We start from the raw sequence: 1090 nt of genomic DNA, 5'->3' as shown, positions 1-1090 counted from the left end.
CCGCGATGACGAAGTTGCTGCCGGATGAGCCTCATTTCCCTTGCGCTGGGAGGTTTGCGCCGATGATTTAGTGCAGGCGGGAACTGAGACCGCATTGCCCGTTTGTTCAGGGTTTAGCTTTCTTGTCCCGCCTAGCCCTGCGTGCCATAGTGGAGGTCAGCGACGGTCAGGGACTGTCGTGCCAAAACAATAATGATACAAAACCAACAAAAAGCGCTTTCGCTCGGAAGCGCCAATAGGGACGAACCTTACATGAATATCCTTGGCAACTTGAACATCGGCAAGCGCCTCACGCTGGGCTTCGCCGTTATCCTGGCTTTTTCCGCAGTGGTGGCGGCCATCAGCCTGTGGCGGCTGGAGCAGGTCTCGGTCGCCACGCGCGAGATGATGAACGATCCGCTCAAGACCGAGCGCCTGGTCGGCGACTGGTACACCAACATCACCGCGGGTATTCGCCGCACCCTGGCCATTGCCAAGAGCAGCGACACCTCGTTGAGCACTTTCTTTGCCGAGGATACGGCCGCTTCCACCAAGAGTTCCAGCCAGTACCAGAAGCAGGTGGAAGCCTTGATGGTCACGCCGGAAGAAAAGGCGCTGTTCCAGAAGATCGGCGAGCAGCGCAAGACCTATCTCTCCTCGCGCGATGAAATCATCAAGCTCAAGGCGGCGGGCAACACCGATGAGGCCATGCGCATCCTGGACAAGGTGTTCATCCCCACCGCCGCGACCTACCAGCAATTGATGCGCCAACTGGTGGAGGTGCAACGCAAGGACATCGATGACACCACCAAGGAAATCGACGAAATCGCCGCCCAGAGCCGTATGCTGATCCTGGTGCTGGAAGGCTTGATCCTGCTGCTGGGCATCGTGCTGGCGCGGGCGTTGACGCTGGGCATCACCAAGCCGCTGCAAAACGCCGTGGTGGTCTCGCGCAAGGTGGCCGCGGGCGACCTGTCGGTCAGCGTGCAGGTGCATTCGCAGGATGAGACCGGGCAACTGCTGCAATCGCTCAAGGACATGAACGACAGTCTGCGCGGCATCGTCTCCAACGTGCGCAGCGGTACCGATACCATCAGCACTGCCTCTTCCG

1 protein-coding gene is annotated in these 1090 nt (G+C 59.4%); it reads left to right on the top strand.

Features of this window, described 5'->3' with window-relative positions; all coding sequences use genetic code 11:
* Window positions 1–252: 252 nt before the first annotated feature.
* On the top strand, window positions 253–1090 hold an 838-nt coding region (locus I5W_RS17035; protein ID WP_044530111.1), incomplete at its 3' end, for an MCP four helix bundle domain-containing protein.

The organism is Herbaspirillum sp. B65, from assembly GCF_000333555.1.
Classification (GTDB): domain Bacteria; phylum Pseudomonadota; class Gammaproteobacteria; order Burkholderiales; family Burkholderiaceae_D; genus Herbaspirillum; species Herbaspirillum rubrisubalbicans.
Note: the sequence above shows the minus strand (reverse complement) of the source record. Positions and strands in the feature narration are given on the sequence as shown.